Source organism: Sulfurospirillum diekertiae (assembly GCF_011769985.2).
Classification (GTDB): domain Bacteria; phylum Campylobacterota; class Campylobacteria; order Campylobacterales; family Sulfurospirillaceae; genus Sulfurospirillum; species Sulfurospirillum diekertiae.
Window position 1 is genome coordinate 1,015,297 of record NZ_CP039734.2, and the last position, 18,091, is coordinate 1,033,387.

The following is an 18,091-nucleotide window of genomic DNA, read 5'->3' on the forward strand; positions in this document are numbered from 1 at the left end:
AAAAGTAAAGCTTTAAAAACTACGTTAACACTGTGTTTTCTTCGGCAGAAAGCCCTTGCACCTTTGGTGCTTAGACTTTTTGCAAAAAGTCTCTTACATGTAAAAGAGTTAAAAGCTAGTTTGACGTACAATGAAACCCATATAACGATGAAGGTGCGCCATGAAGATTATTGTATTAGATACCGAAACGACAGGCATGCTTGAAAAAGACCGCATCTGCCAGCTCAGTTATTTAGTGATGAATGAAGAGTTTGAGATAGAGGAAATTCATAACGACCTTTGCACACCACCCCTTCCGATCTCGTTCGAAGCGATGGCGATTCACCACATTACCCCTGAAATGGTTGAAGGTGAGCCAACGTGCGTGCAAACCAAAGCTTATAAAAGACTGTGTGAACTCAACATACCAATCAACATCATCGTCATTCAAAATGCTGCGTTTGATCTTGGTATGCTTGCCAAAGAGGGCTTTAGCTCACAGATGAATCTCATCGACACCTTTCGCATTTTACGTGCCTACTATCCGCTTGAGGGCTCATTTAGCTTACAGTTTAAACGCTACCAATGGGGACTCTACAAAGAAGAAGAGGAGTTGGCTCAAAAGCTTAGCATTACCATCAAGGCACATGACGCACTGGGAGATGTTATCGTACTCAAACACCTCTTTGAACGCCTGTGTGAAGAACACTCCATACCCAAAATGATTCTTCTCTGCTCCGAGCCTATCATCTTAAGTTACATTCCTTATGGAAAAAACAAAGGCAAAAAGTTTGTCGATGTTGCAAAAACCGATCGCCAAGACCTCCACTACATGCTAAACGCCAACGGACTAGACGCCGATGTCAAAGCCTCTATACTCCACGCCCTAGATGCTACAAAAGAGAACGTCACTCTAACCATCAGCTTCGGTAAATACGCAGGCAAAACGCCCGAGGAAGTTTTAGAGCTTGATCGTAACTATCTTGTATGGATGGTGACTAAGATGGATAACCTGAATGCAGAACTCAAAGAGGCGATCGAGAAAGTTTTAGTGTCGTATCCGTAGAGTTTATATGAAAATAATAGTGAGTTTATAAAAATTTGAGAGGGTGCAAGGGGTAGACTTTGAAAATAAGGAGTGGAAAAAAAGTTTAAAGATTAACTCAACTCTTTTTTATGTCTAGGCTATTTTCGATAAACTTTGAATAATGACCCTTTATTTTCATTGATTATTTTTAACCTTATAGTTTTTTTTCATAGTGTGATATAATTTTTTTAATACGCTTATAGGGGGCATAATGGCAGAAGATAAAGATTTGAATAATAGTTTAAAAATAGAGCAAGAAAAATATTATTACAACTTAAATATTGAATCTTTTAAAGCATTACTTGAAAGTGGTAAAAATGCTATGAGGGCTCCAATGCTAATAAATTCAGGTGCTTCTATTGCAATGCTGACATTTATAACAAAACTTATGGCGGATGAAAATATATCACTAGCAAAAGATTTGTCTCTTTATCTTGCTTTATACGTAATCGGAGTATTTTGTGCTGCAGTATCTTATGGTATAACATACTTTACTCAGCTCTATAATTATAAAGTTGTTGAAAAGCTTACAGGTAAAATAAAAGTTTATGATAGAAAATCTCAAACTATCGGAAAGCGTATTAACATAATTAGCATGATTTTAGTATTTGCTTCTTTTACTTTATTTGCTTATTCAAGTTTAAAATTTTATTGCTTCATTCAATCATACCAAATAAGTTAGGAAAGAAGAAAAAGGGGTCAGGATTAAATTTTTAACTTTTTTCCCAACTCTTCCTTTACATGTAAAAGCAACGTCTCAAAATCTTCAAAATACCCAAGTGAGCGTTTACGCAGTTCTGCTTCATCATTTTTTGCGTATGTATCGAAGATCGTTATAACTTCGATGCCTGCATTATGTGCTGCTTCAACTCCTACCAAAGAGTCCTCAACAACTAAGCACTCATGAGGTTCTGCTTTAAGTTCTTGCATGATGACGTAGTGCACTTCAGGGTGGGGTTTTATTTTACGCACGACTTCTCGCCCTAAGATCAGGGAAAATGTTTTTTCAAAATCTACTTTTTGTCTCATGGCATTATTTTCATGAATGTAGATATTTAGATTATTTTGACTGGTGGTGCTGGCGATGACGAGCTGATAGCCTTGCTCCTTAAGGTAGTGCAATAGCGTATGTGCATTTGGTTTGAAGTCGATGACATTTTTGAGATAGTGCTGAGCAATGGCATAGCGCATGGCGCGGATCTCTTCTTTGGACAAGGTGGCATTGTAAGTTTGTGCTAAAAAGTTGCAGTATGCTAGGTACGCATCTTGGGTATGGCTAAACGTGCGTAAAAGTTCATCGCGTCGTTGTTGGATGTTTTCTTCAGGTAAAGTCTCTCCGCCAAGACGCGCTATAAGCTCTTTATCGACAGCGTTCCAGATGCCAACCGAATCAATGAGCGTGCCATCCATATCGAAGATGATGACTTTTTTTTGATGAAACATAAGAATCCTTGAGGCGTTTTTATTGTTAAATTTTTGCCCATTGAGAGTCATTGTATATTTTTATGAAGAAAACGTCAAATCTTAGCGTCATCAAGATGAAAAAACAGTTTACATGTAAAGATTTTAGTGACGTTTTAAGCGTCGATAGCGAAGGGTTGTTTGGTGAAATTACGTAGAGCTTTTCTTTAAGTTTGGTTGTGTTAGCATGAATGCAATGTTCCTTTATGGGAGGATCAAAAGAATGATTAAACATATTGAGCTATCCTTGCGAAAATGCGTTGCTCCCGAGTTTGTGTTTGGCGTAGATGCTCGAAAAATGGCGGGAAAATATGCCAAAAATTTAGGTATAAAAAAGGTTTTAATCGTTACCGATCCTGGAGTCATTCGCGCTGGTTGGGTTGAAGATGTTACGAAAGCATTGGAAGCGGAAAATATTTACTCGATACTCTTTGATGATGTCGTCCCCAATCCAAGAGATACCAATGTTTTAGCCGGTGTGAAGCTTTACCGTGAGCATAAATGCGATGGTATTGTGACCATTGGTGGTGGAAGTCCGATGGATTGCGCTAAAGGTATTGGCATTGTTGTTGCCAATATGGGCGACGTTTTAGCGTATGAAGGTGTCGATAAAATTCTCTACCCTTTGCCTCCCCTTATTTGTATTCCCACAACCGCAGGAACGGCAGCGGATGTTTCTCAATTTGCGATTATTAACGATATTAAACGGCATGTGAAGATTGCGATTATTAGTAAGTCTATCGTGCCGGATGTTTCATTGATTGACCCAGAAACAACGATGAGCATGGATAAAGAACTCACGATCAACACTGGACTTGATGCGATGACCCATGCTGTTGAAGCGTATGTCTCCAATGCCAACTCGGCGATTACGGATTTATATGCTTTGGAAGCTATTTCGCTTTTAGCAAAAAATTTACCCCGTGTCGTTGAACAGCCTTTTGATATACAAGCGCGCGCTTCGGTGATGATGGCAAGTCTGCTTGCCGGTCTTGCTTTTTCCAATGCTTCGCTGGGTGTGATCCACGCGATAGCGCACTCTTTAGGAGGATGGCTTGATTTACCGCATGGGCTGTGCAATGCTATTTTACTGGAGCATGCGGTGGCATATAATTTTCCTCATGCGAAAGAGCGCTATCAAACGATTGCCTCCTATAAGGATATGAAAGGTACTCCTAATTGCGATGAAATCGTACAGGATATCCGTGAGTTTAAGCTCTCACTCGGATTGACACAACGTTTAGGTGCGCTAGGTGTTACCAAAGAGATCATTCCCCATCTTGCTTCGATGGCACTGCAAGATGCGTGCATTGTGACCAATCCCATTATGCCAAGCCAGCATGATGTTGAAGAGATTTTGATCCATGCCTTATGAGAACAGTGACGACTTACGCACTAAAATTATTGGCTTAGGGGAGAGTTCTGTTCGTAAAAGCTACTATCCACAGCTTCAAGATAGAATCGTAGAACTGGAGCGTTTTCATGGTCTTTTGGATCGTTCACGCGAGTTAATTTTTTTAGTCGATGCAGAGAGTTTACGCATTATCGATACTAATGCCATTGTCTGTTCAACCTTTGAAGCATCCAAAGAGAGTTTAATGGGAAGTGAGCTTGTGCAGTGGTTTCCTCCTCATGTCATGGATGCTTTGAATGCTTTGTCTCAAGAGTGTGAACATTGTTCTATCGTTGAGACGATCATTGAAAATTCTTCGGGCGCAGTTCCCATGGAATTTGTACTGCAATATGTCAACTTTAGTGCGCAAAATTATTATGTCATTTTGGGTAAAGATATTTCTGAGCGCAAGCATGCAGAGTCTAAGATTCATACCTTAGCTTTTTATGACTCTCTAACTCACCTTCCCAATCGCCAGCTGCTTCATGATCGTATGGCAATGGCTCTGGCTAAAAGCCAACGGCATCACAAAGTAGGTGCACTTTTGATGATAGATCTTGACAATTTTAAAGCGTTAAATGACACCAAAGGTCATCACATTGGGGATGAACTCTTAATTCAGGTGGCAAGTAGGCTTCAAAGTGTTCTTCGCGATGGTGATACGTTAGCGCGTATGAGCGGTGATGAGTTTATTATTTTACTAGAAGGACTTCATGCCGAAGAAGACAAAGCAGCCTTGGAGGCTGAAAAGTTTGCGACACGCATCAAATATCTCCTAAATGAGCCCTACAATCTTTTAGGCTATGAACATACGTGCTCTTCGAGTATTGGTATTGCGCTGTTTAACGCTAAACCAAAAAGTAAAGAGACATTACTAAAGCAAGCCGATATTGCCATGTATCAAGCTAAAAAACTAGGGCGGAATCGTATCTGTTTTTATGACCCTGTGATGCAAGAGAATATTGAGCAAAAAACAACGATGGAGCATGAACTAAGAATTGCGCTTACTCAAGATGAGTTGACGCTTTTTTACCAACCCCAAGTCAACTTAAAGGGTGAAATAGTGGGTGTTGAAGCACTGGTGCGGTGGAATCATCCTCAAAAAGGGCTCGTCCCTCCCAATGCGTTTATTCCATTAGCGGAAGAGACTGGGCTGATTATTCCTGTGGGAATTTGGGTGCTCAATAAAGCATGCGAACAACTTAGCCAATGGATAAAAATGTATCCAGATCGACATTTACATGTATCGATTAATGTGAGCGTCAAACAGTTTCAAGAGGCCTCTTTTTACGACACGGTTGCTGAGGTTGTTGCAAAAAGTGGCGTAGAGACGGGGAAGGTAAAATTGGAGTTAACCGAGAGTTTAATTGTCGAGAATGTAAGTGAAACGATTGTGAAGATAGAGTCACTCCGTTCCCTTGGCATCGGCTTTTCACTCGATGATTTTGGTACAGGCTACTCTTCGCTTTCTTATTTGAAGCGCTTACCCTTAGATGAACTCAAAATCGACCAATCCTTTGTCCGTGACATTGGCAATGACAACAATGATGCGATGATTGTCAAGACCATTATAGAGATGGCGCACAACTTTGACTTGGATGTGATTGCCGAAGGTGTTGAGGATCAAGAACAATTTAATTTTTTAGAAGAAAATGGCTGTACGTTGTTCCAAGGGTATTTTTTTGGAAAACCAATGCCTGCTAAAGAGATAGAACGCCTCTTTTTAGATACGTAACGCATTACATGTAAAAAAATCCTCTAACAGACAAGGCTAAATTCTTTTAAAAGAGCACATTTTGAGAAGAGCACCACACCTTTAATCGATTTATTTTCAGAGACGATGCGATTGTCTACCATGATGTCATGTAAAATGGCGTCTATTTTCTCTTCTTGTGGAAAGATTTGGCGGTTTAAGAGTTGTTTATAGGCATAGTTCTTGGCCTCTTCATAGGTATAAGCGCGTTTCCATGTTGTTGGAAAATAGTGTACATTGTACGCGATAGAGGCTTTTTCTAAAGTGTGTAGAAACTCTTTAACTTCTACACTTCGATTGGAATAGTGTTCGGGTGCGTTATGGGCTAAGAGTAAGAGATCAAGTAAAGTATTGTTTTCATATCTTTTCCATCCCACAAAGATACCAAGAGACTTTGTTGCCTGAAGCATACAGTCAATGTCATAGGTAGAGCTGATCGCAGGTGTCATCGATGCAAGGACAATGTCAAAAGTTTGTGCACGTGAAAAGGTACTCCAGCTGTCATGTTGAAGGGTAATGAAAGCACCTACATCGCATTCTACACTTTTGTCATGGACGATTTTGAGCATATCATAAGAGATATCAAGTGCTGTGATATGAGCCTTTTTCTGTGCTAAAGGAATTGAAAAAGCACCCGTACCGCACCCAATGTCTAAGAGCGAATAATTTTCAAAAGAGATTCCATGACTCTCGATCCATTCAATAATATAATGAGCATCTTTGTTGATGGAAGCATCGTCTTGCTGGGGGTATTGCTTTGAAAAAGAGTTCCAAAGTGCTATATTTGAGCTCATGAAAAATCCTTAAAATCATTATATATTTAAAAATATAACGAAATTTACTTTAATGTCAAGACCTATAAAACAAACGGAATAATTCTTTTTGTCTTTTGCCTATAATTTTGATACTCACAAGACTGCTTTATCCACAACATCTCCTCTTTTTGTGCTTTCAAAAATAACGTTACAACTAAAAGCATATAGATAAAAAGACTGAGAATTGCAGGCTGAGACACCACAATCCCCAGCATCATCAAAAGGACTGAAAAATACATGGGATGCCTGATGTAGCGGTAGGCTCCTGTGGTAATGAGTGAGGCGTTTTCTTTGATTTCGGGTGTGATGTTGAAATTGCCAAGTGGGTTGTGTCTTACCGTATAAAGTCCAAAGCCACAGCCTAGCAAAAAGATGAATAAAGCAAAGTTACTGGGTATGTGCAAGCCATGTTCTATCAGTAAGATTGCGATGAAAATGAATTGTAACGATACTAAGAGGTAAGAGTAGGTTTGGCTCTTCATTTTAACTCTTTGCATAAACATTTTAAAGCCCCAATTTTAGGTATTGAGGCTTTACATGTAAAGATTATTTTTTCTCTTCTACGACTTTAGCAGGCGTGGCAGGTTTTTTAGCAGGTACAGCGATGATTTCGACATAACACTCGCTCCATTTTGCACTGTGCGCTTTGTCGATTTCTTCACTAAGATCGGCTTGGTGAACGGCTTCTGCATTTTCGCTTGTTTCACCAAAACGGCACTCAAAGTCCCAAAAATGGAAGCCCTCAGGTGCTTTTTTCGCACGTTCACGTTTAATATATTTACGAATTTCATGTTTGATGGCATCTACAAGTCGGTCACTGTTTTTATTCTCAACTTGGAGGTGAAATATCTTTTTCAAGGCTTGCCTTTTAGATTTTATTTAAGTGTGACATTGTACTTCATTTCACCTTTGAGCGCGAATTTATTTAAATTCTGTTTTGTAGGCTTCATCAAGAATGGCCATAAAGGCAGGAGGATCCATATAACCTGTGTACCCTTCAAGAATGGTGTGGCGAGTGGGGGAGAGAATAGCATTGGCAGGGGTATATTTGGTATGCAAATCATCGGGCAAAGCAGGATCCATCTGATCAATAACAACCAAAACATATTTCTGGTCAATCTTGTTACGGTAGGTAGGATTATTGAAAACCTCTTTCGTCATTTGCTTGCAGTACGGGCAATTTTCACTCACAATATTGACAAGAATAAGCTTTTTTTCTTTAATCGCTTTGGCACTCTCTTCTTCTAAAAAACTGGCATGCAGTGTTGCCATACTGAACAATACGACACACAATACTCTAAGAAATGCGTACATGTTTTAACCTTTGTAATGAAAGATAATAAAATCAAAACTCTAACACAAGCTTGATAAAAGCACATTGAACTAGGGAAATAGGTATAGTTAAAGTGTTGATATGTTAAATTACACGCTATTTTAATGCCAAGGAATACACAATCATGGCAAATATTCGTGAAATTTACCAATTAGGCTCTCCTGTTATCCGAAATATGGCCGCAAGAGTTGAGGATGTCTCTTCCCCTCAGATTCAAACACTCATTGATGATATGATCGTTACATGTAAAGACTCCCAAGGGGTGGGTATTGCAGCTCTTCAAGTGAATTGCTCTTTGGCGATTGTGATTATTGCCTCTGAACCGAGTGAGCGTTACCCTTCTGCGCCTCAGATGGAGCCAACCGCACTGATCAATCCCAAAATTATCTCACATTCCCACAAGATGCTTAAAGACTGGGAAGGGTGTCTTAGTCTTCCAGGAATCAGGGCGCAAGTGCCCCGTTACAGCGAAATCGAGGTTGCTTACACCGACAGAGACGGAAATGAACACAAGGTCATCTACAGCGACTTTGTTGCACGTGTCTTTCAGCATGAATACGACCATCTCATCGGTAAAGTCTTTATTGATAGAGTAGAATCAACCTATGACATTGTGATGGAAAAAGAGTATCAACGTATCCTTGCACAGTAAACTATAAAACAGAAGGAGTAGGATTTTGAAAACACGCATTTACTATGATGATACCGACGCAGGCGGTGTGGTTTATCATGCCAATTACCTTAAATTTTGTGAGCGTTCCCGTAGTGATCTTTTTTATGAACATGGAAGAAGTCCTGCCGTGAATGGTGGGCATTTTGTGGTACGTCATCTTGAAGCAGATTTCTTAAAATCCGCCAAATTGGGTGATCTTATTGAGGTCAAAAATGAACTGATTGAGCTTAAAAACGCTTCATTGATTTTGAAGCAAGAAGTCTGGAAAGACGATGTAAAACTTTTTGCTATGACTTCCACACTTGCGTATGTCAAAGAGGGGAAGCCCTGCAAAATTGATGATGAGACAAAAGCCTTTTTTAGAGACCTTTTACTTTAAGGTCGTTGTTCCTTTTCGCTCAACATACCTTTGGCATAAAAAAGAATAAATGCTAAGGCAAAAGCTCCAAGCGTGACGATGCGAAAAAGAGTTTGTGCATCGTAATGATCCCAGATATAACCAGCCATCGTTAAAGAAATAAAGGTTGCCGTTCCCACACATCCATAATAAATACCATATGCTGAAGCTTTAAGCTCTTTGGGTGTGGTATCGGATATGATGGCTTTTGCTAAGGCATTAAAACCGCCTGCAAAAAATCCATAACACCCAAATCCGATCCATGCACCTATGGGACTTTGCCATGTCATAAACCATGAGGACAATCCAAAAGAGGCATACATGAAACTCAGCATCATGGGTTTACCTACGCGATCCGCCAGTTTTCCAATGGGAATTGCAAAGAGAGACTGTGCGAAATTATAAAGCGTATATGCCAAAGGTATCATCATGAGGGCAAGCCCATTATCGCCTGATTTTAAGACCATAAACGAGTAATTCATAGCGATAAGGCTAAACGCTACTTGAAAGATAACTAGCGTATAAAATTGTTTTGAAAGCGAAAAAGGTCTAAATGAGCGAAAAGGAATCGGCGGAGTCCTGACATCCGATACAAACACAATCAAAATCAGCAGAGCCAACATACCAGGAACAAAACTAAGTGCAAATACAAGTCTAAATGTTGTTTCACTCTCTCCATAGAAATGCAAAAATAAGAATGCGGATAATGATCCTGCAATGGCACCAGCACTATCCATCATTTTATGAAAACCAAAGATAAAACCACTTCTTTGCGCTGGTGAAAATGCCGAAATTAAGGCATCTCTTGGTGCGCTTCTGACCCCTTTACCAAAACGATCGCCCACACGGACAATACCAACCATCAGTGCGCTACTGGCAAAATAGGCTAAAGGCTTAATAAGATTTGAAAATCCATACCCTACGATTGTGAGCATTTTTCGATGCCCTAATTTGTCGGATAAAAATCCTGAAATAGCAATCAAAAGAGCAACGCCAAGTTCTGCAAATCCTTCGATCATGCCAATATTAGATTTTGTAGTATGTAAAAATCGTTCCAAAAAAAGCGGTAAGAGAGGAAGGATCATCTCAATTGCAAAATCAGTAAAAAAACTGTTCACACCTAACGCGATAATGTTTTTATTGATGTTTTCCATTACAGTGTTCCAAATTTAATGGCGAATTTTATATAAAAAACGGTAGATACTACACTTTAAAAAAGAAGGATTTCCTGTATAACTTTTAATGAGAAGCTGCTACTTTATTGTGTAACAGCTTCTTCACTAACGTCTAATTTGCTCGGATGAACTCATTGCGACCGGGTTGGTACAATGAGGTGTTGTATACCACTTGGTTACCAGAGATATTCTCTTTAAAGGTTCGTGATATCTTTCCATCAAAGAATTGTTGGCAGAGATAATCGGCTCCAACAGAGGTTGAGTAGTTGACCCAATCATAAACAATGTCATGTCCAAATAAAGCATTGATCTCTTCAAGTGAAGGAGGTGCTTTTTGGATGGAGTTGGCAATATACATTTGGTCACGATCTTCATACTGTGTTAGAGAAAGCAGTAAAGGGTTATAGTTGATCTGTGTTGAGAGTAACATGTATGGATTAATACCATTGGCACGAAGCTGTGAAGCGATGAGGCTGGATGTAACCAATGGTGTATTGAGATAAAGTGATGCGTTATTTAAAGAGCTATTCCCTTTAAAGAGTTGTTTATAGTTCATTTTAGAATTTTCGACGCGCTTCTCATAAAAGACATGATTGCTGTTTTTCTTAATGAGTCCATTGAGTTGATAGCTTAGGCTACTTCCATCCTCAAATGTTCCAACACGATCATTTGCTTTTGTTGCCAAGAGGGCGATTTGTTGGTCATAATCGATACCACCAAAGATGATATTAGAGCCAGCACTTCGTACATTGGAGCGATTGAGTGTAGGAATAAAGACAAGGGTATCTTGTACATTGTTCGCAATGATTTGTGCACCATCTGCTGTTACAGGAGCAATGATGTAGTGGTATCCACCTGCTTTAATGTCAGAGAGTGCTTTAGCAATTGAATCTTCTCTTTCATCCCCTGTATTGAAAACATTGAGATCAAAATAGTAGTTTTTATACAATAAATATGCAATGACGGAGTTCACTGAAGTAATAGCATATTTTTTAATGGTTTTCTGAGGGACTAAAACAGCAATTTTGATGATAGTGCTGTCATCATTCAGCGGCTTTGGCATAGAGGCGGCAGGAACAGGTACTAAGGTTGATACAGAGGTATCTGTTTCTTGTGAAGAGGAGGTTGCTTCTTCTGTGCTTATAGGCTGTTTTGGTTGTTCAACGGTTGTACTCGGTGTCGGTGTCGCCATCGCAATTGTGGTTGATGTAATCGTATTGTCAATCGTCACAGGGGCTGAAGAGGACTGTGTCTCGGTATTTTTTAAATTGCTAGAGGGGGTTGTTGCTTTGGCAAGCGGTTTTTCAGAGCCCGGATACGTTGAAGTATTTTTTTGATTAGGAGCTTTTTTCATACTCGTTGATACATTGTAGGTACTGGGTGTGTAAGGCTCTGGGGCTTGGGTTGTACAGCCTGCAAAGATGAATAAACTGAGGGATAATGTCAACCAAAATCTCATAACATGCTCCTTATTTTTAGCATATCTGCAAAAACCTCTTTTTTAGCGCTGGGGTTTCGCAGTAAAAAACTTGGGTGGAACGTTGGAATCAATTTGGCTTCACCAAAATTGAGCACGGTGCCACGTATTTTATCAATGGGTGTATCATACTCTCCTGTGAGATGATGAAAACTGGTCGATCCAAGTGCAACAATAATTTGTGGTCGAATGGTTTGAATCTGTTGCATTACATGCGGTTTGCAACAAGCAACTTCTTCAGGTGTTGGAACACGATTATCGGGTGTTTTACACTTCAAAATCGTGGTGACATAGACATCTTCTTTGGGGATCAAAAGAACTTTTTCGATCATGTTTGCGAGCAATTCGCCGCTTTTACCCGTAAAGAGCATTCCTGTTTCATCTTCGCTAACGCCTGGGTTATCGCCTATAAACATCACTTTAGCTTTCAGATTACCTGCACCAAAAATGACATTTTTACGACTCTTTGCAAGTGCACAAAGATGACATCCTGCGACACTACTTTTTAACTCTTCTAAATTCTGTGACAGGGCAGGTTGTGTGCTCAACGAGAGCGGTCGATACTCTTGGAAGAATTCAAATCCAAGAGCTCTGTACTGGTATAAAAGTTTTAAAAGTCGTATCTTTTCAATGTGAGTCATTCTTATATGGTAGCCTAGCGGGAGTTAAAATATCCTTATTCGATGTCACAATACTCTAAAGTTGGGAGGTCTGGCTTTTGCAAATTGTGGTTATTGGCAATAAAAAGATTTTTGAGGTTTGTCAGCTTTTGAATGGATTCTGGAAGGCTTTCTAGGAGGTTTTCTTCGACATCTAATTCATAAAGGTGCAATAGATTTCCAATGCATTCAGGGAGGTTTTTGAGACGGTTAGCACTCAAATCCAAAGAGGTGAGTTTGGAGAGTTTGCACAGTGTGTTTGGTACACTCTCTAAGAGGTTGTTTGCCAAAGAGAGAATTTGTAAATCTTCTAATTTTGAAATATCAAAGTCAATGGAGGTGAGATGGTTGGAGGCAAGGTTGAGTTTGACCAGCATATCGTGCGCCTCTAATGAAGGAAGATTTTGCAAAAGATTGCCTTCTAAAATAAGGGTTTCAAGCTCTTTGATTTCACCAAGAGATTTAGGCAATGTGGTGAGTTTATTAAATGAAAGATCGAGATAATAGAGCGATTGCATCGAGCCAAAGACTTCGGGGAGAGACTCAAAATAATTGGTATCCAAGCTTACATGTAAAAGTTTTTTGAGGTTTTTAAAAGCAGCATCTAAATGGCTTAAACGGTTGACAGCAAGAGTGAGCCTCGTAAGCTTGGAGAGCGCATAAAAACTTTGTGGCAGTGTCGTCAGTTGATTTCCATTGAGGTTTAAAATGACTAAAGAGCTTAGTTCTCCAAAGTTTTCGGGGAGACTTTGTAAAAGGTTGTTTTCGCACTGCAAATTACGAAGATTTTTAAGGGTGCAAATGCTTTGTGGAAGCTCTGTAAGCCTATTGCCTGAAATTTTAAGTATGCTAAGATTTTGAAGGGCATAAATGCTTTCAGGTAGACTTTTGAGCTTTTTCCGACTGAGATCAAGTGTAGTGATGCTTTCAAGTTTTGAGAGTTCACGAGGCAAGGTGTGTTCCAATCCTTGGGATTTTATCCAATGTGCAAAATCGCGAATACTCTCACTCATCACTCTCTCCTTGCTCAAATCTACTATTTTTTTGATCAATTAAAAAGGCAATCTCTTCGTAATCAATTTCACCGAATTCTACCATATTAAAGAGTGCCATTAAAGGTCTACGACAACAGGTTTGATTACACCCAGTGACAAGTTTTTTGGCTTTTTTATAGGGGAGGGTAGTAGATTTAAAAATATCAATAGCTTCCTGAATGGTTTTTTGACCGCATTCACAGATGATTTTAGAGGCATATTCTTCCATTAATTTATCCAGCTTTTGAAGCGATATAGAGCGCTCTTAGCTCCTTTTTGTTGAGAACTTTTTTACGATTGGTGACCATTTCACGCACTTGTGGAAGCATTTTATTGATGACTTCATTTTCGGGTTCATACCCCATCGCACGAAGATGAAAGAGAAGTGTTGAACTGCCTGAATGTTTTCCAATAGGATAACTTCGTGTCATTCCGACACTTTGAGGTGAAAAGGCTTCATAAGCTTTATCGTGCTTAATCATGCCATTGACATGAATGCCCGATTCATGTGAAAAGATATTTTTACCGACAATCGGCATCGTAGCAGAGATACTTTGGTTGGACGCTTTTTCAACCAACTGCACGACATGTTTTAGTGCATCGGGGTTAATCACACGCTCTTCGCCAAAAAGATGAGCCAGGCTCATTAGAACCTGCTCAAAGCTCGCATTTCCAGCGCGTTCACCGAGTCCAATGACGGTTGTATTGACACTGAGCGCTCCTGCTTCGAGTCCACTGATGGCATTAGCGGTTGCCATACCAAAGTCATTGTGCGTGTGCATTTCTATCTCTAAAAGATTGAGGCCTGTGAGGTAGGAAATATGCTCGTAAATTTGATGAGGACGCATAATGCCCACCGTGTCACAGTAACGGAAACGATTGGCTCCTAGACTGGCTCCTAACTCCATGACCTCTTTCAAAAAGCCTCTATCTGCTCTAGAGCTATCTTCGCCCCCAATGCAGGCAAAAATACCCTCAGATTTGCTTACATGTAAAACCTCTTCAAGGTTTTTTAAAAGGCGTGCTTTATCGCCTCCAAATTTTGCTTCAATGAGAATGTCTGATACAGGAATAGAGAGATCAACTGCTTTAAGTCCACAAGAGAGTGATGCTTCTAAATCACTCATCGTGGCACGATTCCAACTCATAATGCGAAGCGGAAGATCAAGGGCAAGGATTTCTTTGATATCCGCTTGCTCTTTTGCACCCATCGCTGGAATACCCACTTCAAGCTCATCGGCACCTGCAAGGTAAAGTGCCGATGCGATGGCGATTTTTTCATCGGTGTTAAAGGCAACGTAAGGTGCTTGTTCACCATCTCTAAGTGTGGTATCGTTGATAATCATCATTTTTTCCTTCATTCATAAGCACCAAGGGTGCGTGGGCTTTCTGCCGAAGAAAACTAAGCGTTAGCGTAGCTTTTAGAGCTTTGCCCTAAAAGCGTGTCACTTAATTAAGAAGCAGCAAAAAAGTGCTTACGCACACCTTTTAGAACAGAAAGCTCAATAGGCTCATCCGCAAAACTCTCATCACATGTGAGGTGAATACTCTCTAACTCTTTTTGTGGACATTCGCCAATTTTTTGGGTTAAGAGAAGATGACAATCTGAGAGGGCATTTTTGATCTCTTCGATAGGGTAGGTTCCATTGCAGTTCTCTTTTCCCATACAGTAAGAATTTTCAACTTTACGGTGCATAATAAATTTAATCGCTTTATCGCCTGCTTCGTAGATCAAAAACTCTTTCGCACTCCCAAAGTGGTCGTTAATAAGTCCATTTCCACGCGTGGTAACGGCTACAAGCATTGTATCGCCAGTAGAGCTAAGCTCATCTTTATTTGTCGCGTCTTCTTGAGTAATTTTACCATTGGCAGCTCGGAGTGCTCTTCTCCATGTTTCGATATTCTCATGGGTTTTCATACGTTGGTTAAGGTTGTAATGGTGAGAAAGCTCTGCAAAACTTTTGTCAGCAAAACTCTCTTTGAAAAATTCATCACTACGATCTTCACCGAGTAAACCAACCGCGTCAGCTCTGCATTGGCGACAATGGCGCATCAATTTGACATTGATATCACAGGCTTCTTGTGCTTTCATAAGTTGTTTATGCGTAGCACTTGGAACGCCATCGAGTCCAAATTTAGTACCGTATTCTGGTTTTGAGATGATTGGCATAACGTTTTGAATAAAAACACCCAACTCTTTGACTTTTTTAGCAACGAGAGGAAGATGCTCATCGTTGATGCCTGGAATTAAGACTGAGTTCACTTTGACAAGAATGCCTCGCTCAACGAGCATTTGAATACCAAGAAGCTGTTTTTCAAGCAATAATTTTGCACCTTCTACACCACGGTGTTTTTTATGTTCGTAAAAAACCCATGGGTAGATTTTAGAACCAATTTCACCGCTCTCATCAACAGAGTTAAGCGTTACGGTAACATGCTCAATGTTGTATTTAGCAATCTCATCAATATGTTTGTGAATCATCAAACCATTCGTTGAAAGACAGAGTTTGATATCAGGCGCATATTTCTTAAGCAGGGCAAATGTCTCGAACGTTTGCTTAGGATTGGCAAGTCCATCGCCGGGTCCTGCAATGCCCACGACGCTGAGTTGTTGAATAAGTCCGCCTACATGTAAGACTTTTTTCACCGCCTCTTCGGGGCTTAGTTTATAGCTCGTAACACCGGGACGACTTTCATTTGAACAGTCGTACTTACGGTTACAGTAGTTGCATTGGATATTACATGCAGGAGCTACTGCAACATGGATACGCGCATAATGTTGGTGGGCATCTTGGCTATAACAAGGGTGGTTGTTAATCTTTTGCATGATGCTAGCATGAAGTTCATTTTGTGTGTTGGTGGATGATGTGCAAGAACAACTCATGTGCGATCCTTTAGAATTTCTTTACTCTAAAGTTTGCACAAACTGTTCCTTGGAAAATAAAGAGCGAGTCTTTAAATTTAAGAAGGTTTTCCTAATCTCGTAGTTCTAAATAAATAGCACGAATTCTTTCAATATTTTCACTAAAAAGGTCAATTAATATAGGGTCAAAGTGTGTTCCTCTGTTTTTTTTGAGAAATTCATATGCCTCTTCAAAACTCCAAGCGGGTTTATAGGTGCGCACAGAAATAAGTGCATCAAACACATCGGCGATAGCAACAATTCTTCCAAAAATAGAAATTTCTTCACCTTTTTTACCCAATGGATAGCCAGTTCCATCCCATTTTTCATGATGTTCCAGTGCAATGAGTGCGGCAGTTTTAAGGTATTCGTTTTCGCTGTCAAATAAAAGGTCATAACCTATTTGAGTGTGTGTCTTTACAATGTCAAATTCTTCTTGATCGAGTCTATCAGGTTTAAGCAAGATAGTATCGGTAATGCCGATTTTTCCTGCATCGTGCATGGGAGCAGCGAGTTCAATTTTATAAATATCATCTTGATTTAAACCCATCTTGTCGGCTAAGAGTGCACTGTAGAGCCCTACGCGTTTGGTGTGTTTGGATGTTTCTTGGTCTTTAAATTCTGCAACAGAAGCGAGTTTATTGATAATCTTAGTTTGGGTATCACGTAGTTTGTCATATAAAATGGCATTTTCAATGGCTGAAGCGGCGTAGTTAGAGATAAGAAGTAACAGCTCAGCATCAACGTTGGTAAAAAAACCTTCTTTTTTATTGAGCGCTTGAAAGACGCCAATGGTGTTTTCTTGATTGTCAAGTAAGGGAACAGCGAGAATAGTGTGTGTCAAATAGCCTGTGGCTTTATCGACATCAGGATTAAAACGGTAGTCATTGTAAGCATCCACAACAATTTGTGTCTCTTTTGAAAGGGCAGAATACCCTGCAACACCTTTTTGGGTACTAATATGAATGGGATGAACTTCATGTGCCACTTTTGACCAGAGTTCTTCTTTCTCTTTATTGTAGACAAAAATAGAACAACGATCTGCTTGTAAGATGTCCCGTGCAAAATTTGCCATAGACTCCAAAACATCGTTCAAACTTTTGGTTTTGTTAATGACTTTACCAAACTCCAATAAAATGGCAAGCTGTTTTTCCGCTGAATTCATGGTTTTCTCTTACGTGGAAGGATATAACCGTATTATAACCAAGTTTTCATATTCTTGTAGGCAAAATTATGAGCTTTATGTATAATACAAAATCAGAAAAGTTTGGAGTAAGAATTCAAATGCAAAAAAAAATTAAAGTTCTTTTAATCGAAGACAATTATGAAGAAGCGACTCAAGTTGCCCAATATTTGGAGAGTGTGGGTTTTGAATTGGATATTTCAGAAACGGCGGTTGATGGGCTTTTAAAGCTTTCGGCACAGCATTATGATCTTCTACTTCTCGACCTTAGCCTGCCTGATTTCAGCGGTTTCGAGGTGATTAAACAGATCAATAATCGAACAAGTATTCCTATTATTGTATTAAGTGCCCATTCTGATTTAGAAGCGAAAGTACAAGCCTTTCGTTTTGGGGTAGATGACTATTTATGCAAACCGTTTATGCTTGAAGAGTTAGAAGTGCGTATGTGGGCAATTTTGAGACGCTGTTCTATGATTAAACTGGAATACAATAAAAATAATCTTGCCATTGATTACAATAGTCAAACAATCTTGCTCAATCAAAAACCACTCTCACTTACCGCAATTGAGTATAAAATACTTTCTTTCCTCATAGAAAACAAAAATAGAGTGGTTTATCGCAATGTTTTAGCGATTCATCTCTCCTCTTTAAGCTCTCCACAATCTCTAAATTACCATATTCAAAATATTCGTAAAAAGCTTGATGATGACCCAAAAAAGCCAAAATACATTATGACAGAGTATGGAACAGGCTATCGTTTAGTATTATAA

Annotated in this window: 20 protein-coding genes; 7 read left to right on the top strand and 13 right to left on the bottom strand. The window is 39.6% G+C overall.

The genetic code is table 11. The features are described from left to right. Positions 1–160 precede the first annotated feature (160 nt). The gene (locus FA584_RS05155) at positions 161–1,045 is read left to right on the top strand and encodes a 3'-5' exonuclease (protein ID WP_167750421.1); all 885 of its coding nucleotides are present in this window, start codon (positions 161–163) and stop codon (positions 1,043–1,045) included. A 232-nt stretch (positions 1,046–1,277) separates the two neighbouring features. After that, complete coding sequence (locus tag FA584_RS05160) at positions 1,278–1,748, top strand: hypothetical protein (protein ID WP_167750422.1); 471 nt, start codon at positions 1,278–1,280, stop codon at positions 1,746–1,748. A 23-nt stretch (positions 1,749–1,771) separates the two neighbouring features. Here FA584_RS05160 and FA584_RS05165 read toward each other — a convergent pair whose 3' ends face one another. Further along, positions 1,772–2,509: an HAD family hydrolase gene (locus FA584_RS05165; RefSeq protein ID WP_167750423.1), complete on the bottom strand. Its 738-nt coding sequence runs from the start codon at positions 2,507–2,509 to the stop codon at positions 1,772–1,774. Positions 2,510–2,750: 241 nt separating this feature from the next. On the opposite strand from FA584_RS05165, the gene ercA reads away from it, so the two are divergent. Next, positions 2,751–3,902, top strand: a complete 1,152-nt coding sequence (ercA, locus tag FA584_RS05170; protein ID WP_167750424.1) for an alcohol dehydrogenase-like regulatory protein ErcA — start codon at positions 2,751–2,753, stop codon at positions 3,900–3,902. Continuing rightward, the gene (locus FA584_RS05175) at positions 3,892–5,655 is read left to right on the top strand and encodes a putative bifunctional diguanylate cyclase/phosphodiesterase (RefSeq protein WP_167750425.1); all 1,764 of its coding nucleotides are present in this window, start codon (positions 3,892–3,894) and stop codon (positions 5,653–5,655) included. The genes ercA and FA584_RS05175 overlap by 11 nt, the downstream gene beginning before the upstream one ends. A gap of 23 nt (positions 5,656–5,678) precedes the next feature. Here FA584_RS05175 and FA584_RS05180 read toward each other — a convergent pair whose 3' ends face one another. The 4 genes from FA584_RS05180 to FA584_RS05195 form a co-directional block, all read right to left on the bottom strand. Next, positions 5,679–6,467 carry a methyltransferase domain-containing protein gene (locus FA584_RS05180; protein WP_167750426.1) on the bottom strand — a complete coding sequence of 263 codons (789 nt, stop codon included), beginning with the start codon at positions 6,465–6,467 and terminating at the stop codon, positions 5,679–5,681. A gap of 62 nt (positions 6,468–6,529) precedes the next feature. Beyond that, a complete protein-coding gene (locus FA584_RS05185; RefSeq protein WP_167750427.1) occupies positions 6,530–6,970 on the bottom strand; it encodes a methyltransferase family protein in 441 nt (146 codons plus the stop codon). A gap of 64 nt (positions 6,971–7,034) precedes the next feature. Beyond that, positions 7,035–7,346, bottom strand: a complete 312-nt coding sequence (locus FA584_RS05190; RefSeq protein WP_167750428.1) for a DUF6172 family protein — start codon at positions 7,344–7,346, stop codon at positions 7,035–7,037. A gap of 63 nt (positions 7,347–7,409) precedes the next feature. Continuing rightward, positions 7,410–7,802: a thioredoxin fold domain-containing protein gene (locus FA584_RS05195; protein WP_096046418.1), complete on the bottom strand. Its 393-nt coding sequence runs from the start codon at positions 7,800–7,802 to the stop codon at positions 7,410–7,412. A 143-nt stretch (positions 7,803–7,945) separates the two neighbouring features. On the opposite strand from FA584_RS05195, the gene def reads away from it, so the two are divergent. Both def and FA584_RS05205 read left to right on the top strand, forming a co-directional pair. Further along, complete coding sequence (gene def, locus FA584_RS05200; protein ID WP_167750429.1) at positions 7,946–8,473, top strand: peptide deformylase; 528 nt, start codon at positions 7,946–7,948, stop codon at positions 8,471–8,473. A 25-nt stretch (positions 8,474–8,498) separates the two neighbouring features. Beyond that, entirely contained in the window at positions 8,499–8,873 is a 375-nt protein-coding gene (locus tag FA584_RS05205) for a YbgC/FadM family acyl-CoA thioesterase (protein ID WP_087438392.1), read from the top strand. Here the strand turns inward: FA584_RS05205 and FA584_RS05210 are convergent. The 8 genes from FA584_RS05210 to FA584_RS05245 all read right to left on the bottom strand — a co-directional run bounded on the left by FA584_RS05210 (position 8,870) and on the right by FA584_RS05245 (position 17,303). Next, the gene (locus tag FA584_RS05210; RefSeq protein ID WP_167750430.1) at positions 8,870–10,045 is read right to left on the bottom strand and encodes an MFS transporter; all 1,176 of its coding nucleotides are present in this window, start codon (positions 10,043–10,045) and stop codon (positions 8,870–8,872) included. The two genes, FA584_RS05205 and FA584_RS05210, sit on opposite strands and share 4 nt — an antisense overlap. 133 nt (positions 10,046–10,178) lie before the next feature. Continuing rightward, complete coding sequence (locus FA584_RS05215) at positions 10,179–11,525, bottom strand: type 1 periplasmic-binding domain-containing protein (RefSeq protein WP_167750431.1); 1,347 nt, start codon at positions 11,523–11,525, stop codon at positions 10,179–10,181. Next, on the bottom strand, positions 11,522–12,184 hold the full coding sequence (locus FA584_RS05220) for a uracil-DNA glycosylase (protein WP_167750432.1): 663 nt from the start codon (positions 12,182–12,184) through the stop codon (positions 11,522–11,524). Before FA584_RS05220 ends, FA584_RS05215 begins: the two co-directional genes overlap by 4 nt. Before the next feature lie 35 nt (positions 12,185–12,219). Continuing rightward, the gene (locus tag FA584_RS05225) at positions 12,220–13,215 is read right to left on the bottom strand and encodes a leucine-rich repeat domain-containing protein (RefSeq protein WP_167750433.1); all 996 of its coding nucleotides are present in this window, start codon (positions 13,213–13,215) and stop codon (positions 12,220–12,222) included. Continuing rightward, on the bottom strand, positions 13,208–13,465 hold the full coding sequence (locus tag FA584_RS05230) for a hypothetical protein (protein WP_087438397.1): 258 nt from the start codon (positions 13,463–13,465) through the stop codon (positions 13,208–13,210). Before FA584_RS05230 ends, FA584_RS05225 begins: the two co-directional genes overlap by 8 nt. Positions 13,466–13,469: 4 nt before the next feature. Further along, positions 13,470–14,582 carry a homocitrate synthase gene (gene nifV / locus FA584_RS05235; protein ID WP_228448150.1) on the bottom strand — a complete coding sequence of 371 codons (1,113 nt, stop codon included), beginning with the start codon at positions 14,580–14,582 and terminating at the stop codon, positions 13,470–13,472. Positions 14,583–14,689: 107 nt separating this feature from the next. After that, positions 14,690–16,120, bottom strand: a complete 1,431-nt coding sequence (gene nifB, locus FA584_RS05240; RefSeq protein WP_167750435.1) for a nitrogenase cofactor biosynthesis protein NifB — start codon at positions 16,118–16,120, stop codon at positions 14,690–14,692. Positions 16,121–16,211: 91 nt separating this feature from the next. Continuing rightward, complete coding sequence (locus FA584_RS05245; RefSeq protein ID WP_167750436.1) at positions 16,212–17,303, bottom strand: HD domain-containing phosphohydrolase; 1,092 nt, start codon at positions 17,301–17,303, stop codon at positions 16,212–16,214. Between the two features lie 119 nt (positions 17,304–17,422). Between FA584_RS05245 and FA584_RS05250 the strand changes: the two genes are divergently transcribed. Continuing rightward, positions 17,423–18,091, top strand: a complete 669-nt coding sequence (locus FA584_RS05250) for a response regulator transcription factor (RefSeq protein ID WP_167750437.1) — start codon at positions 17,423–17,425, stop codon at positions 18,089–18,091.

Coding starts and splice junctions, on each gene's coding strand:
- FA584_RS05155 (WP_167750421.1), top strand. CDS start 161: ATGAAGATTATTGTATTAGATACCGAAACGACAGGCATGCTTGAAAAA.
- FA584_RS05160 (WP_167750422.1), top strand. CDS start 1,278: ATGGCAGAAGATAAAGATTTGAATAATAGTTTAAAAATAGAGCAAGAA.
- FA584_RS05165 (WP_167750423.1), bottom strand. CDS start 2,509: ATGTTTCATCAAAAAAAAGTCATCATCTTCGATATGGATGGCACGCTC.
- ercA (WP_167750424.1), top strand. CDS start 2,751: ATGATTAAACATATTGAGCTATCCTTGCGAAAATGCGTTGCTCCCGAG.
- FA584_RS05175 (WP_167750425.1), top strand. CDS start 3,892: ATGCCTTATGAGAACAGTGACGACTTACGCACTAAAATTATTGGCTTA.
- FA584_RS05180 (WP_167750426.1), bottom strand. CDS start 6,467: ATGAGCTCAAATATAGCACTTTGGAACTCTTTTTCAAAGCAATACCCC.
- FA584_RS05185 (WP_167750427.1), bottom strand. CDS start 6,970: ATGAAGAGCCAAACCTACTCTTACCTCTTAGTATCGTTACAATTCATT.
- FA584_RS05195 (WP_096046418.1), bottom strand. CDS start 7,802: ATGTACGCATTTCTTAGAGTATTGTGTGTCGTATTGTTCAGTATGGCA.
- def (WP_167750429.1), top strand. CDS start 7,946: ATGGCAAATATTCGTGAAATTTACCAATTAGGCTCTCCTGTTATCCGA.
- FA584_RS05210 (WP_167750430.1), bottom strand. CDS start 10,045: ATGGAAAACATCAATAAAAACATTATCGCGTTAGGTGTGAACAGTTTT.
- FA584_RS05215 (WP_167750431.1), bottom strand. CDS start 11,525: ATGAGATTTTGGTTGACATTATCCCTCAGTTTATTCATCTTTGCAGGC.
- FA584_RS05220 (WP_167750432.1), bottom strand. CDS start 12,184: ATGACTCACATTGAAAAGATACGACTTTTAAAACTTTTATACCAGTAC.
- FA584_RS05225 (WP_167750433.1), bottom strand. CDS start 13,215: ATGAGTGAGAGTATTCGCGATTTTGCACATTGGATAAAATCCCAAGGA.
- FA584_RS05230 (WP_087438397.1), bottom strand. CDS start 13,465: ATGGAAGAATATGCCTCTAAAATCATCTGTGAATGCGGTCAAAAAACC.
- nifV (WP_228448150.1), bottom strand. CDS start 14,582: ATGATTATCAACGATACCACACTTAGAGATGGTGAACAAGCACCTTAC.
- nifB (WP_167750435.1), bottom strand. CDS start 16,120: ATGAGTTGTTCTTGCACATCATCCACCAACACACAAAATGAACTTCAT.
- FA584_RS05245 (WP_167750436.1), bottom strand. CDS start 17,303: ATGAATTCAGCGGAAAAACAGCTTGCCATTTTATTGGAGTTTGGTAAA.
- FA584_RS05250 (WP_167750437.1), top strand. CDS start 17,423: ATGCAAAAAAAAATTAAAGTTCTTTTAATCGAAGACAATTATGAAGAA.